The following is a 13,328-nucleotide window of genomic DNA, read 5'->3' as shown; positions in this document are numbered from 1 at the left end:
TGTCGTTCTCACGTCGTCGAATCCTTTCGCCCAGCCGCGTCCGCAGACCACATCCCTACCTGCCGGTCGGTTCTGCCGATCGCTCGAGGATGCCAGCACCACCAGAGCAAGAGAATGCCCGGTGACGTCCCCGAGCTAGAGCGCACGGACGGGCTCGCCGCACCCGTCCCGCTCGCGGTAGCAGCGCGCGTTCGCGGTCAGGACGACCAGTACCCGCGCGTCAGGAGCACGAGCACCGGGAAGATCTCGAGACGCCCGATCCACATCAGGACGACCATGAACACCTTCGACTGCGCGCTGAACTCGAGGTAGCTCCCCATCGGTCCGATGAGCTCCAGGCCCGGCCCGATGTTCCCGAGCGTCGCCGCGACCGTCGTCATCGCCTCGATGACCGACAGCGTCTCCGGGTCGCCGGCGAAGGACGCGTCGACTACGAGGACGACGATCGCGACGAAGAAGATCGCGAAGTACAGGAGCGTGAACGCGTAGATGCCGCGGATGGCGCGTTCGTCGAGCGGCTGGCCGGCGAGCCGGACCGGCCGCACCGCGTCCGGGTGGACGGTCGTGAACAGCTCGCGACGCAGCGACTTCACGATGACGAGCCATCGCACGATCTTGATGCCACCACCCGTCGACCCCGCGGACCCGCCGATGAACATCGCGAACACGAGCAGGTACTTCGCGGGCCCGCTCCACGCGTTGAAGTCCATCGTCGCGTACCCCGTCGTCGTCACGAACCCGACGACCTGGAACATCGACTGTCGGAGCGCCGCCTCCACGTTCTGGAATATCGGGAACGTGTGCGCGATCGGTTCCGCGCCGACGCCCTCGTAGTGCGGTGCGGCCGCCTCCGTCGCCGGCCCCGCGAGTCCCGGGTCGGTGTAGAGGAGGCTCGCGCCGATGGCGGTGAGGACGCCGATGACGCCGAGGTACGCGCGGAACTCGGTGTCCTCGAAGAGCTTTTCGAAGTTCCCCTTCGTCGCGTGCCAGAACAGCGCGAAGTTCGTCCCGGCGGCCATCATGAACGGGATGATGAGCCACTGCACGGCCGCGGAGAACGCCTCGATGGACCGGGCTTCGGGCGAGAACCCGCCGGTCGAGAGCGTCGTGAACCCGTGCGCGATGGCGTTGTACGCCGACATGTTCGGCGCCAGGCCACCGACGTGCAGACCGTAGAGGAGGACCATCTCGAGGACGGTGATGCCGGCGTACGCGACCCAGAGCGCACGCGCCGTCTCCGCGATACGCGGCGTGAGCTTCTCGATGCCCGGCCCCGGCGCCTCCGCGTCCATGAGCTGTGCGCCACCGACGGAGAGTTCGGGGAGGATGGCGACCGCGAGCACGACGATACCCATCCCACCGAGCCACTGCGTCAATTGCCGCCACATCAGGAGCGCTCGCGTGTGGCTCTCGAAAGAGATGTCACCCATCACGGTCGCTCCGGTCGTCGTGAACCCGCTCATCGACTCGAACAACGCGTTCTCCGGGCGCTGGAGCGTCGTCTCCGTCGCGTACGCGAGCGACCCACCCTGGAGGGTGAGGTGCTCCAGCAGGTACGGGAGCGTCCCGACGAGCGACACCGCGAACCACGTCGCCGCCACCATCAGGAACCCCTCGCGCGCCCCGATGTCCGGGTCGTCGTCGAGCCGTTCCAGGACCGTGCCGATACCGATCGCGACCAGCGCCGTCACGACGAACGGCACGATACTCCACGGGTCGTAGAGCAACCCGGTGACTATCGGGACGATGAGCGCCACCGCGAGGTACTTCGTCACGCGACCGACGAGCGAGAAGCTCGCGCGCCAGTCAACCTTCATAACTGCGGCGTGACCTCCTCGAGTATCGACGTCTCAGCGAACACGACGACGTGGTCGCCGGGCCTGACGACCGTATCCCCGCGCGGCGTGATGAGGTCGTCGTTGCGCGTGATGGCGCCGACGACCACGCCCTGCGGGAGGTCCGCGGTCGCGTCCGCGATGGTGCGGTTCGCGAGCAAGCTCTCGTCGTCGACCTCGATCTCCAGGACCTCCGCGCGGTCGCTCTCGATGATGGCGACGTTCTGCGTGTGCTCCTCGCGCGTGAACCGGGTTATCTCCTCGGCGGTCACCTCCCGCGGGTTCACTGCAACGTCCACGCCCACGGTCTCGAACACGTCGACGAACGAACCGTCCTCGACGACCGCGACCGTCCGCTTCGCGCCCAGGCGCTTCGCGAGCAGACTCACGAGGAGGTTCTTCTCGTCCGAGGACAACGCCGCGACGACGAGGTCGGCGTCGGTGACGTTCTCGCGCTCCAGGAAGTCGATGTCAGTCCCGTCGTTCTCCAGGACCACGCTCCCGGCGAGCTCCTCGGCGAGCTCGCGAGCGCGCTCCGGGTCGCGCTCGATGACGCGCGGCGTCACGCCCTGCGCCTCCAGCAGTCGCGCGGTCTGATATCCGATCTCGCTGCCACCGACGACGTACACCTCGTCGGAGCTCTCCAGGCCGTTCGACGGCGTCAACTCCGAGGCGAACAACCGACAGCTCTCCGGGCTCCCGATGACGACGACCTTGTCGCCCGGTTCGATGCGCGTGTCCCCACGCGGGATCTCGACGTCGCCGTTCCGGAGGATGGCGGCGAACGTCAGCGACTCGAACCGGTCCGCCGCCTCGACGGTCTGGTTCGCGAGCGTGCTCTCCTCGGTCACCTCGAACTCCGCCATGCGGACGCGACCGCCCGCGAACGAGTCCACGTCCTGTGCGCCCGGGAGCCCCGCGATGCGGACGATAGACTGTGCGGCCAGGAGGTCCGTGCACACCATGAAGTCGACGCTGAACGCACCCTCGGCACCACGCCACGTCGTCAAGTAATCCGTCTTCCGGACGCGAGCGACCGTGAACGCGTCCGAGACGGTCTTCGCGGTCGCACACGCGACGATGTTCGCTTCGTCGCTGTCCGTGCTCGCGATGAGCATGTCCGCGTCCTCAACACCAGCCTCCTTGAGCGTCGCGAGGGACGTCCCGTCGCCCTCGATGGCGAGGACGTCCAACTGGTACGTGATCGCTTCGACGCGCTCGGGGTCGGTGTCGACGACCACCACGTCGTGCGCGTCAGCGAGCCCACTGGCGATGTTCGCACCGACCTCGCCAGCACCCACGACCACCACTCGCATCACGCGCTCACCTCGTACATAATCGGGGCGGACGAACGGCCCGAACAAGAGGGTTGTCATGCGCGCGTCACGGCCCGTGCTGGCCGCTCGCGGCCGCTCGCGGCGCCTTCAGCCGTCACTCGGCGTGGTGTCGACGTTCAGTTCGACGCGCCGCCGTTGGCCTTCGAGGTCGACGACGACGCGCTCGACGATACGCGTCGCCTCGTTCTCGATCTTCGGTTTCACCTTCTCGACGACCCAGGACAGCGAGACGAACCGCGGGAGGTCGATGTTCCCGACCTTCGCGGAGTCGGCGTCGTACTCGACGAGGAACCGGACCTGCGTCGCGACGTCCTCGCCCTCGGGCGGGTCGACGGATTCGACGAACCAGTGACCGGTCGCGTCGATGTCCTTCGTGATGCGCCAGTCGATGCGTTCCGGGGGGTGGGTCTCGGTGACCTCCGAGTGCGCGGTGTAGGTGAGTTTCCACCACGCGAACTGGAGTTCGTATCGCGTGCCGGGGCCGCCGTCACCGCGCTGGCAGACGCGCTTCAGGTGCTCGGAGTACGCCGCGTAGCCGGGGAAGTCGAGCAGGAAATCGTACACTCGCTGTCTGTCCGCGTACACGACGGTCGTGACCTCGACTCGCTCCACGAGCGTACTGACGGCGGTCCGGAGGTAAACGTTTCGTCGCCGGACCCCGTTCGGACCTGGGGACAGCGGTGAAAATTCAAGCAAGCAACTGCCGCATAGAAAGATATATTTGTCGAGGCGCGGAATAATTGGAGTAGCTTCTAATGAGAAACGAACGCGGCGTTCGCGTGTTCGTCGTCCTCGTCGCCGCTCTCGCAGTCACCGGGCCGGTCGCCGGTGCGGTGGACGGGGCTGGTGCGACGAGCGCGGTGAACGAGTCGACGGACGCGGCCGACGTCGACCTGGCGCTCTCGATATCCGCCGGGTCGACGGAGCCGGGCGAGACGGTGACGGTGACGTTCGTCGTCCAGAACACCGGCTCGAACGCAGCGTCGTCGGCGGCGCTCCAGGCGCGGTTCCCGCCGACGTGGTCGGTGACGAGCCATTCGGACGACGGTGCACAGTTCGCGGGACGCGGCGTCGGCTGGCAGTTCGAGACGCTGGAGGCCGGCGCGAACCGGACCGTCTCCGTCACGATGCAGGTCCCGGCGGACCACGACGGAAGCGACCTGACGCTACGCGCACAGGTCGGTGACCGCGAACGGAACACGGCCAGCGCCAACACCACTATCGTCATCGGCGAGCAGGACGGCGAGGACGGGTCTGGCGGTGACGACGGTGAGGATGGGTCTGGCGGTGACGACGGTGAGGATGGGTCTGGCGGTGACGACGGTGAGGATGGGTCTGGCGGTGACGACGGTGAGGATGGGTCCAGTGGCGACGGGGGCGACGATTCCGATGGTGGACTGGACGGTGGTGACGACGACAGCGGTGAGGACGGCGGAAGCGGCGATGACGGCTCCGACGGCGGTGGACTCAGTGGCGGCGACGACGGGGGTTCCGACGACGAGGCTCCGAAGTCGGGTGACGGGTCGAAACCTGACGACGGTTCGAAGTCGGGCGATGGCTCGAAGTCGGGCGATGATTCGAAGTCGGACGATGATTCGAAGTCGGACGATGATTCGAAGTCGGACGATGATTCGAAGTCGGGCGATGATTCGAAGTCGGGCGATGATTCGAAGTCGGGCGATGATTCGAAGTCGGGCGATGATTCGAAGTCGGGCGATGATTCGAAGTCCGGTGCTGGTACTGAGTCCGGGTCGGACGGGACGTCCGGGAGCGAGGACGGCGACGGTGGAGCAGCGGGCGGGAGCGACTCCGAGGGCGACGGCGCGTCCGCGGACGACGACTCGAGTACGAACGACGAGGCCAGCGAGGAACCGTCGACCGAAGCCGCCGGCGACGCCGGTGCTTCGAGCGACGCGGCCGCGAGCGCGGACACTGGCTCCGGGTCGACGAGCCAGGACGTGAACCAGGTCCTCGGTGTCGGCGGTGAAGACGACGGATTCGACCCGCTCTCCGTGCTCGACCCGATATCGAAACCGATCGACGACCCGAAACGACAGCACTTCGACGGAGTGTTCTCGCTGCTCTCCATCGGTTCCATCGGCGTCCTCATCTCGCGTCGATTCCGCTGACCCCGCGACCGGTCACGACGCGAGCCGGATTCGCGACGGTCGTTCGAGCGCGAGTTCGGTATCGGGTACGCTCTTGTGTGGGGCACTCCAATCGCGTGGTATGACCGCGGAGTCGGACGAACCGAAGCGACGAGACGACGGGGTGCTCGCCGGCGTGAACGTGGCGCTCGGCGTGACCGGGTCGATTGCAGCGGTGAAGACCGTCGAGCTCGCGCACGAGCTCCGCCGGGAGGGTGCGAGCGTTCGGGCGGTGATGACGGAGAGCGCGACGGGTATCGTGCATCCGTGGGCGCTCGAGTTCGCGACCGAGCACGACGTCGTCACCGAGATCACGGGAAGCGTCGAGCACGTCGCACTCTGCGGGCGCGACGAGTGGGCGGACGTCCTCCTGGTGGCGCCGTCGACCGCGAACACGGTCGGGAAGATGGCGAGTGCGGTCGACGATTCGACGGTGACGACGTGCGCGACGACCGCGCTCGGCACGGGCCTGCCGGTCGTGGTGGCGCCCGCGATGCACGAGCCGATGTACGACCACCCGGGCGTGCTCGACGCTATCGAGACGCTCGAATCGTGGGGGGTGTCGTTCGTCGACCCGCGCGTCGAGGAGGGCAAGGCGAAGATCGCGACCGAGGAGGCGATCGTGCTCTCGACCGCGCGTGCGGCCGGCCGTCAGCCGCTCGCTGGCGAGCACGTCGTCGTGACGTCGGGGGCGACGAGCGAGCCGGTGGACCCGGTGCGCGTCCTCACGAACCGGTCGTCCGGGAAGACGGGGCGGGCGCTGGCGCGAGCGCTCTACGTCGCGGGCGCGACCGTGACGCTCGTGCATCCGGACGGGGACGTGCCGTACGCGGACGTCGTGACCGTCGAGACCGCCAGTGAGATGACCGACGCCGTGCTCAACGTGGCGGGCGAGGCGGACGCGCTCGTCTCGGTCGCGGCCATCTCGGACTACACGGTCGCGAGTGCGGACGAGAAGATACGGAGCGGCCGTGAGAACCTGACGCTCGAACTCGAGCCGACGCGGAAGCTCATCGATACCGTGCGCGATGCACACCCTGACCTCCCGATCGTCGGGTTCAAGGCAGAGACGAGCGGAGACGATGCGGCGATGGTCGAGCAGGCCAGAGAGACACTCGAGCGCGCTGACCTGGCGTTCGTGGTGGCGAACGACGCGAACGTGATGGGTGCCGACGAGACGCGCGCGCTCCTCGTGCACGCGGAGGGCTACGCAGCGTTCACGGGGTCGAAGGCCGCGCTCGGCCGCGAGGTCGCCGCGGCGCTCGCGGAAGTGCTCGCATAGCGACCGGGAGCGAGTGGAGGTGGTGTCGGTCAGTCGTCGCGCGGCCAGGTGACGGTCTCCTCGAAGGGGATACCCATCTTCTGGGCGGCGCGGCTTATCATGTGCGCGCCGGTCGGGGCGGTGATGAACAGGAACGCGACGGCGACGAGTGCTGCGAGCCCGGACCCGTCACCACCGAAGTAGAGGAAGCCGGCGAGGAGCATCGACGACGCGCCGAGCGTCGTCGCCTTGCTCGTCGCGTGCATCCGGTTGTAGACCGACGGCAGGCGGACGAGCCCGACGACGCCGACGACCAGGAAGAACGTTCCGACCACGACGAGAGCGACGACGAGTGCCGCCTGGATCGGCCCGGTGAGGCCCACGGACCCGCCGGCGGCGAGCGGGACCGCGTCGGCGCTCGTCGTCGAGGATGCGATGCCGTCGATTGCGTTCGGGAGTGAGGCGAGCATGGTCATTCGATGATGTCTCCTTCGGTGACGTACCGCGCGACCGCGATGGTGCTGATGAACCCGATGATGGCGAGGACGAGCGCCACGTCGACGAACAGGCCGCGACCGGTCCACATCGCGTACAGGGCGGCGATGGCGACGACGTTCGTCCCGATGGTGTCGAGCGCGACGACGCGGTCGGGCGTCGACGGGCCCGCGACGACGCGGTACGCCGAGAACAGCGTCACGGCGGCGGCGACGACGAGGCCGAGACCGATGGCGTCGTGCGCGAGTCCACCGAGCGGTGCGTTCGCGGCGAGCGCGACCCCGAGGTCACGCATCGCCCTCACCTCCGACGTCCTCGTCGCGCTCGTCGAGGTCGGCCGACGAGGCGCCGACGCCTTCGTGTTCGACGGACGCGTCACCGACGGGTTCCGGGACCGGACTCCCCGGGTCCCGGCGTTCGTCGAAGATCACGAGCGCGAGGTCCTCCCACGTCCGTATCGGGTCGACGATACTGGACGGGTCGTCCGCGGCGATGGCGTGCACGTACAGGCTGTTCCGTTCGGCGTCGTAGTCCATGGTGAGGGTCCCCGGTGTGAGCGTGATGGAGTTCGCGATGGTCGTGATGGCGAGGTCGGTCTCGACGCGCAAGGGCACTTCGATGACGTCCGGGTCGATCGGCATCGACGGCGACAGGACGCGGTAGGCGACGTCGACGTTCGCCGTCAGGAGCTCCCAGAGGAACACCGTCGCGTACTGGAGCGCGGCGAGGAGGGCTCGCGGCGTCCGTACGAGCACGGGCGTCGGACTGAAGAACCGCCGGAAGAGGAAGGCGATGGGGATGCCGACGGTGAGTCCGATGAGGAACTCGCCGAGCGCCAGTCCGAGCACGAGCTCGCCGCCTTCGGCGATGTCGACGCCGCGGACGAACAGCCAGAGGACGGCGAACGCGAACCCGAGTAGCGGCCAGCGCCGCGGTGCGTCGTCGCTCAGGTCCTCGCGCGGCGCGGCGTTCGCGGGTTCGGTGGGTGCGTCGGCGTCGTCGAGTGCGTCGTCGCTCATGCGTGCCCACCTCCGCTGGTAGCGCTGGTGGTGGTGTCTGGGTTCACGGCGTCGACGTACCCCTGGGTGTCGAGTGCCGCCGCAGCACCTTCGATGGCGGCTTCGAGTACGGGGTCGAACGCGACGCCGACGCCGACGACCGCTATCGCGAGCACGACGACGACCGCGACCTGCGTGCGGTTCGTGCGCGTCGCGTCCACGACCTCCGTGGGCGTCCCCCAGAACCCGCGGTTCCACGCTCGCGTCACGTACGTTATCGTGAGTATCGCGCCAGCGAGTGCACCGCCGAGCGCGAGCTCGCTCCCGGCGACGGCCGCGGCGTCGAACACGAGGAACTTCCCGAAGAACCCGATGAGCGGCGGGATGCCGACGAGACCGATGGCGGCGACGAAGAAGCCGCCCGAGAGCACGGGTGCGCGCTCGGCGAGTCCACCGAGTCGGTCCAGGCGCGAGGTGCCGGTCGCGTCGTAGATGGCGCCGCTCGCGAGGAACAGCGCGCTCTTGGCGAGCCCGTGATTCAGCGAGTACACGAGCGCGGCGGTGACGCCGAGTACGGCGAGCCCGCTCACGCCCGCGACGTCACCGTACGGCGCCGGTGCGTCGACGCCGGCGACGATACCGAACGCGGCGAGGGCGAGCGGCAGGACGATGAACCCGACCTGGCCGACGCTCGAGTACGCGAGCAGGTCGTCGATGTCGTCGCGGTTCACGGCCGCGACGCCGCCGAGGAGGATGCTCGCGATCGCCATCACGAGCAGCACCGGGCCGAAGTACGCGAGCGGCCCGGACCCACTGAAGCCCGGGAGTGCGAGCTCGCCGAGGTCCGCGGGCGCGAACACCGTGAAGTAGAGGCGGATGATGGCGTAGATACCGACCTTCTTGACGACGCCGGCGAGCGCCGCCGACACCGGTGCGGGCGCGGCGCGGTACGCTGCGGGCACCCACCAGTGGAACGGGACGATGCCGGCCTTGAGTGCGAACACGACGAACAGGACGACCGACAGGCCGAGGACGGGCGCGAGCGTCGTGATACCGAACGCGGCCGGGTCGGCGAGCCGTCGCGCCATGTCCGCCATGTTCAGCGTCCCGACGGTCGCGTACAGGCCGCCGATGGCGACGAGCATGAGCGCGCTCCCGACGAGGTTCAGGACGACGTACTGGAGCGCCGCCCGCGTGTGTTCCGCGCCGGAGTAGAACACGACGAGGACGTAGCTCGACATCAGCATCACCTCGAACCACACGAAGAGGTTGAAGATGTCGCCGGTGAGGAACGAGCCGGTGACGCCGACGAGCATGAAGTGATAGAGCGGATGGAAGCTCACGCGCTGGCCGACCTCGTCGACGTACACGACGGCGAACGCGAGCGCGGCGACGCCGACGAACGACCCGAACGCGAGCATGAACACCGAGAGGTCGTCCGCGACGATGGTGACCCCGTAGGGCGCTCGCCAGTCCGCGAGCTGGTAGACGAGCGTGCCCTCGGCTTTGACGCGAGCGAACAGGTACGCGACCGCGCCGAGGTACGCGACACCGCCGAGTACCGAGAGCGCGCGCTGGACGCGCAGCGACCGGTGCGCGACCGCGGTCAGGATGGCGGTGAAGAGCACGACGAGCAGCGGGGCGATGACCGCAACGGGCGGGCTCATTCGTCGGCACCTCCGTCGGTCGCGACCGCACCGTTGGTCTCCGCCTCCTCCGTCCCGTCCGCGAGCTCGAGCATGTCGATCGTGCCGTGTTCCTCGTACGTGCGGTACGTGAGGACGAGCGCGAACGCGGTCGTCCCGAACCCGATGACGATCGCGGTGAGGACGAGCGCCTGGACGAGCGGGTCGACGGTCGCCGGCGCGTCCGCTCCACCGGCGGACACGAACGGTACCGCGGCCCCGCCGAGCGAACTCATCGTGATGAGGTAGACGTTCGCGGCCTGCGAGATGATGCTCACGCCCCAGACGACGCGGACGACGTCGCGTCGCAGGACGAGGAACGTCCCGACGGCGAACAGGAACCCGAGCACGGCCGCGAGGACGACTTCCGTCATTCTGCCCCCACCACCGAGACGATTGCGAGCAGGCCGCCAACCACGACGAGGTACACGCCGAGGTCGAACGCGAACGCGCTCGCGAAGTGGAACTTGAACAGCGGTTTCACGTCGTACAGCCAGTCGTGCTGGCCGAGGAACGCGAACCCGGTGTCGGCGAAGAACATCGCGACGACGCCGGCGCCTGCGGCGACCAGCAGGCCGAGCGCGAACATCGCGCGGTAGTCCGCGGCGAGCGCCGGTCGTGGGAGGCCGAACGCGGGTTCGACGTCCCGATGCAGGAGCGTCTCCTGCACGTAGTCGATCCCGAAGATGATGTAGATGAGCGCGAACCCGGCCGCGGTCAGCACGCCCGCGATGAACCCGCCGCCGGGGAGGTTGTGGCCCTGGAGCAGGAGCGCTATCGCAGTGACGAAGATGATGGGGGACACGATGCGCGTCGCCGTCCGCGCGATGACCGTCGTATCGTCCCCGTAGCGACGCTTGGTCATTGGGTCTCACCTCGCTCCCGGAGGGCAATGAGCGTGATGATGGAGAGCGCCGCCATCGAGACGACGGCGATCTCGCCCATGGTGTCGAACGCCCGATAGTCGACGAGGATGATGTTGACGATGTTGCTCCCGCCGCCTTCGGGGTACGCGGTCCGGACGAAGTAGCTCGCGATGGAGTCCGGTCGGGTGGCGGTCGCGAGCAGGACGGTGATGGCGACGGTCGCGCCGACCGCGACCGAGAGCACGCCGTCCCGGAGCGCGGTCGACCGCGTCACGTTCCCGTAGAACGCCGGGAGGCGGTCGAGGACGAGCAGGAAGATGACGAGGACGAGCGTCTCGACGACGAGTTGCGTGAGCGCGAGGTCGGGTGCTTTCGAGAGGATGTAGAAGATGGCGACCATGAACCCGAGGATGGAGAGCGTGAGGACGCCCGCGACGTGCGAGTTCGCTCGCACGACCATGACGGCGCCGACGCCGGCGAGCGCGAGCACGAGCCAGACCGCGAGCTTCGGTGGCGTCACGGGGAGCAGTTCGCCGACGGGGAGTGCGAGCGTGACTTCGGCGGCGGCGTACGCGCCGAGGGTGAGGGCGACGAACGCGGCGAGCGTCCACGTCGCGTACGTCCGCAGTCGCCGCGTCTGCACGGCGTTCCGCACCCGGTCACTGAACGGGTTCGCGCCGTCGGTGAGGCCGTCGTAGTAGTAGTTCGCGGTCAGCGGCCCCGAGATGAGTTCGTCCAGGCGGGCGTGGAGCGCGTCGTACTCGGTGTACGCGGCCGCGCCGAGGACGATGGTTATCGCGCTCATCGTCGCCGCAGGCAGGGACTCCCGGGAGGTCGGGAGATGGTACGTGAACTCGCTGCCGGCGGCGGCCGCGCCCGCCGCGCCGCTGGCGGCGACCGCGTGCGCACCGCCGCCGAGTTCGCCACCGGTCGCCTGGATGACGCTCGCGACGAACGTCTCCAGCGGTTCCAGGTGGACGCCGAACGTCGCGGTGACGCCGCCGATGCCGACGACCGCGGCGAGCGTCGCGAGCAACGCCGGCGGTCCGAGCATGATAGCGGGCGGACTGTGGACGTGCCCGAGCGCGTCCGGTTTGTCGCCGAAGAACATCGCGACGAACCGGATGGAGTACAGGAACGTGAAGATGCTCCCGAACACGGCCACGACCGGGACGAGGAACGCGACGCCTTCGTGGACGGTCGCGTACTCCCACGCGGCCTTGAAGAGGAACTCCTTCGAGTAGAACCCGTTGAACGGCGGCACGCCCGCCATCCCGAGACCCGCGATGACCGCGATGCCGGCCGTGATGGGGAGGTCCTCGCGGAGCCCGCCGAGTTCGTTCAGGGCGCGCGTCCCGGCTTCGTGCGCGACGATGCCGGCGACGAGGAAGAGCGCGGCCTTGAACAGCGCGTGGTTCACGATGTGGAACGCACCAGTTTCGGCGCCGTAGAACGACGTGAACCCGAACCCGGCGACGATGAGGCCGAGATGGGAGGCGGTGGAGTACGCGAGCAGTTCCTTGATGTCCGTCGCCGCGACCGCGAGGATGGCGGCGACCGTCATCGTCAGCAATCCGAGCGCGACGAACGCCGCCGTCCACTCCTCGCCGCCCAGGAGGGGACGGAGCCGGCCGACGAGGTACACGCCGGCTTTCACCATCGTCGCCGAGTGCAGGAACGCCGACACCGGCGTCGGCGCCTCCATCGCGTTCGGCAGCCAGATGTGGAGCGGGACCTGCGCGGACTTCGCGGCCGCACCGATACCGACGAGCGCGAGCACCGGTACGAGAAGCCCCTGGTCGGCGAGTGCGGTCTGCATCGCTGCGGCGTTCTCCGGCATCAGGATGCCACCGTCACCGAACAGCGCCCAGGTCGCGGACCCGAGCGCCTCGGCCGACACCGCGTGCAGGACGAGGAACCCGGCGAGCATGAACAACCCACCGGCGACCGTGATGAGCATCGACTTCCGGCTCGCGTACATCGACGGCCCGGCGCGCTGGTAGTGCCCGATGAGGACGTACGACGACAGGCTCGTCAGCTCCCAGAACAGGAAGAGGACGATCATGTCCGCGGCGAACGCCACGCCGAGCATCGACCCCATGAACGCCAGCAGCGCCGCGTAGTACTTCGCCTGTCCTGGCTCGTCGTGCATGTACGCGCCGGAGTAGGTGAGGATGAGGACGCCCACGCCGCTCGCGAGCGTCGCAATCAGGAGCGAGAGGCCGTCGACGTAGAAGCGAAGCGATACGTCGAGGGTGGGTATCCACTCGACGCTCACCGCACCGTGGGTGCCGAAGAGGCTCGCGACCAGTCCGAGGCACGCGAGCGCGACCGCCGCGGCGTAGTACGCCGTCCGCTCGCCCAGGAACCGATAGACGAACGGGGTGAGTGCGGCGGCGAGGAACGGCAACCCCACGACGGCAAGCAGCGTCGCGAGATTCACAGCCATGTCTACGTGGTACCCGGCCCGTTCCGGACTTAATACTTCTCAAACCCGACGCCTCGTGGTGTCGCGGTGTCCCGGAACCTGGGAGTGTCGCGGTGTCTCGGCGCGTCGAAATGTCGAAACGTCTCGGAGTGTCGAAACGTCTCAGCGCCCCGGGGTGTTGCGGTGTCGGTGGGGATTGTCCACAGAATAGTTATGGTCGTCGGCGCGTGACGTTGGAGCAAGCATGACTGGTGGTCAGGTGGTCCCTGTACTGAC

Annotated in this window: 12 protein-coding genes; 2 read left to right on the top strand and 10 right to left on the bottom strand. The window is 68.3% G+C overall.

The window, feature by feature from the left end; genetic code table 11:
* Positions 1-197 precede the first annotated feature (197 nt).
* The 3 genes from LI336_RS05760 to LI336_RS05750 form a co-directional block, all read right to left on the bottom strand.
* Complete coding sequence (locus tag LI336_RS05760; protein ID WP_227131775.1) at positions 198-1,817, bottom strand: TrkH family potassium uptake protein; 1,620 nt, start codon at positions 1,815-1,817, stop codon at positions 198-200.
* Entirely contained in the window at positions 1,814-3,151 is a 1,338-nt protein-coding gene (trkA, locus tag LI336_RS05755; protein WP_227132656.1) for a Trk system potassium transporter TrkA, read from the bottom strand. The genes LI336_RS05760 and trkA overlap by 4 nt, the downstream gene beginning before the upstream one ends.
* 108 nt (positions 3,152-3,259) lie before the next feature.
* On the bottom strand, positions 3,260-3,784 hold the full coding sequence (locus tag LI336_RS05750; RefSeq protein ID WP_227131773.1) for an SRPBCC family protein: 525 nt from the start codon (positions 3,782-3,784) through the stop codon (positions 3,260-3,262).
* 143 nt (positions 3,785-3,927) lie between these two features.
* On the opposite strand from LI336_RS05750, the gene LI336_RS05745 reads away from it, so the two are divergent.
* Together LI336_RS05745 and coaBC are read left to right on the top strand one after the other, a co-directional pair.
* Entirely contained in the window at positions 3,928-5,301 is a 1,374-nt protein-coding gene (locus LI336_RS05745; protein ID WP_227131771.1) for an NEW3 domain-containing protein, read from the top strand.
* A gap of 142 nt (positions 5,302-5,443) precedes the next feature.
* Complete coding sequence (gene coaBC / locus LI336_RS05740) at positions 5,444-6,601, top strand: bifunctional phosphopantothenoylcysteine decarboxylase/phosphopantothenate--cysteine ligase CoaBC (RefSeq protein ID WP_227132655.1); 1,158 nt, start codon at positions 5,444-5,446, stop codon at positions 6,599-6,601.
* A 29-nt stretch (positions 6,602-6,630) separates the two neighbouring features.
* On the opposite strand, the gene mnhG is transcribed toward coaBC, so the two are convergent.
* The 7 genes from mnhG to mbhE are packed head-to-tail and all read right to left on the bottom strand — an operon-like array spanning position 6,631 to position 13,073.
* Positions 6,631-7,050, bottom strand: coding sequence for a monovalent cation/H(+) antiporter subunit G (gene mnhG, locus LI336_RS05735; protein ID WP_368408356.1), 420 nt, complete (start codon positions 7,048-7,050; stop codon positions 6,631-6,633).
* A gap of 2 nt (positions 7,051-7,052) precedes the next feature.
* Entirely contained in the window at positions 7,053-7,370 is a 318-nt protein-coding gene (locus LI336_RS05730; protein WP_227131769.1) for an MrpF/PhaF family protein, read from the bottom strand.
* Positions 7,363-8,094 carry a Na+/H+ antiporter subunit E gene (locus LI336_RS05725; protein ID WP_368408348.1) on the bottom strand — a complete coding sequence of 244 codons (732 nt, stop codon included), beginning with the start codon at positions 8,092-8,094 and terminating at the stop codon, positions 7,363-7,365. The genes LI336_RS05730 and LI336_RS05725 overlap by 8 nt, the downstream gene beginning before the upstream one ends.
* Positions 8,091-9,740 carry a complex I subunit 5 family protein gene (locus tag LI336_RS05720; RefSeq protein ID WP_227131767.1) on the bottom strand — a complete coding sequence of 550 codons (1,650 nt, stop codon included), beginning with the start codon at positions 9,738-9,740 and terminating at the stop codon, positions 8,091-8,093. Before LI336_RS05720 ends, LI336_RS05725 begins: the two co-directional genes overlap by 4 nt.
* Entirely contained in the window at positions 9,737-10,132 is a 396-nt protein-coding gene (locus LI336_RS05715) for a sodium:proton antiporter (protein WP_227131765.1), read from the bottom strand. The genes LI336_RS05720 and LI336_RS05715 overlap by 4 nt, the downstream gene beginning before the upstream one ends.
* Positions 10,129-10,623 (bottom strand): MnhB domain-containing protein, encoded by a 495-nt coding sequence (locus LI336_RS05710; RefSeq protein WP_227131763.1) that lies wholly within the window; start codon positions 10,621-10,623, stop codon positions 10,129-10,131. Before LI336_RS05710 ends, LI336_RS05715 begins: the two co-directional genes overlap by 4 nt.
* On the bottom strand, positions 10,620-13,073 hold the full coding sequence (gene mbhE / locus LI336_RS05705; protein ID WP_227131761.1) for a hydrogen gas-evolving membrane-bound hydrogenase subunit E: 2,454 nt from the start codon (positions 13,071-13,073) through the stop codon (positions 10,620-10,622). The genes LI336_RS05710 and mbhE overlap by 4 nt, the downstream gene beginning before the upstream one ends.
* Positions 13,074-13,328 lie beyond the last annotated feature (255 nt).

The organism is Halorubellus salinus, from assembly GCF_020567525.1.
Taxonomy (GTDB): Archaea; Halobacteriota; Halobacteria; order Halobacteriales; family Natrialbaceae; genus Halorubellus; species Halorubellus salinus.
This window is presented reverse-complemented; position numbering and strand designations above follow the sequence as displayed.

Excerpts from the sequence above, each read along its gene's own strand:
- LI336_RS05725 (WP_368408348.1), bottom strand. The coding sequence starts at position 8,094 with ATGAGCGACGACGCACTCGACGACGCCGACGCACCCACCGAACCCGCG.
- LI336_RS05745 (WP_227131771.1), top strand. The coding sequence starts at position 3,928 with ATGAGAAACGAACGCGGCGTTCGCGTGTTCGTCGTCCTCGTCGCCGCT.
- LI336_RS05760 (WP_227131775.1), bottom strand. The coding sequence starts at position 1,817 with ATGAAGGTTGACTGGCGCGCGAGCTTCTCGCTCGTCGGTCGCGTGACG.
- mbhE (WP_227131761.1), bottom strand. The coding sequence starts at position 13,073 with ATGGCTGTGAATCTCGCGACGCTGCTTGCCGTCGTGGGGTTGCCGTTC.
- LI336_RS05730 (WP_227131769.1), bottom strand. The coding sequence starts at position 7,370 with ATGCGTGACCTCGGGGTCGCGCTCGCCGCGAACGCACCGCTCGGTGGA.
- LI336_RS05710 (WP_227131763.1), bottom strand. The coding sequence starts at position 10,623 with ATGACCAAGCGTCGCTACGGGGACGATACGACGGTCATCGCGCGGACG.
- LI336_RS05720 (WP_227131767.1), bottom strand. The coding sequence starts at position 9,740 with ATGAGCCCGCCCGTTGCGGTCATCGCCCCGCTGCTCGTCGTGCTCTTC.
- trkA (WP_227132656.1), bottom strand. The coding sequence starts at position 3,151 with ATGCGAGTGGTGGTCGTGGGTGCTGGCGAGGTCGGTGCGAACATCGCC.
- mnhG (WP_368408356.1), bottom strand. The coding sequence starts at position 7,050 with ATGCTCGCCTCACTCCCGAACGCAATCGACGGCATCGCATCCTCGACG.
- LI336_RS05715 (WP_227131765.1), bottom strand. The coding sequence starts at position 10,132 with ATGACGGAAGTCGTCCTCGCGGCCGTGCTCGGGTTCCTGTTCGCCGTC.